The following is a 571-nucleotide window of genomic DNA, read 5'->3' on the forward strand; positions in this document are numbered from 1 at the left end:
ATGCGAGTGATAACATGATCACCAGAAAAATGGCCAACTCTATCATTAATATCTTTGAAGTGATCAATATCGATCATCAAGCATGAAAGTGTTTTAGAACGTTTTGTATGTTGAATGATCGCATTATCTAAATTGGAGATAAACGCCCGACGGTTGAGAAGACCAGTAAGTGCATCAGTTTCTGATAATTGTTTAAGGCGTTGTTCTAGCAAATGAGTCTTGGTGATATCACGTACAGACCAGATCACCAGTTTGTTTGCATTTTCAGGAGCGTTAACTGGTTTGATAATCGCCTCAAACCACATTTCTTCTGGGTTTTCCAACGCTTCTAGCTCTTCTATAGGCAGGAGTAGGTGGTCATGCAGAGAAAGGTTGTATTTCACGACTTTCGTTTCGTTATCTTGCATAACGTCAAAAATAAACCCCATGAGTTCATCTGCTTTGGTTGGGGAAAGGACATCGCTAAGCTGTAAGCCAGTGTAGCGTTCTGCGTTGAACGTTTTGGAGTGGGGGGTACCACCAAAGCTTTCAATATAGCGCCCGCTTTCGTCTAGGATAAACACATGATCCG

The 571-nt window shown here is 41.7% G+C and carries 1 protein-coding gene; it reads right to left on the reverse strand.

Translation table 11 applies throughout. The features are described 5' to 3' along the window. The coding region (locus R7O13_RS29350; protein WP_318305522.1) for a diguanylate cyclase at positions 1-571 on the reverse strand (571 nt) is incomplete at both ends.

It is taken from the genome of Vibrio sp. Y176 (assembly GCF_033438945.1).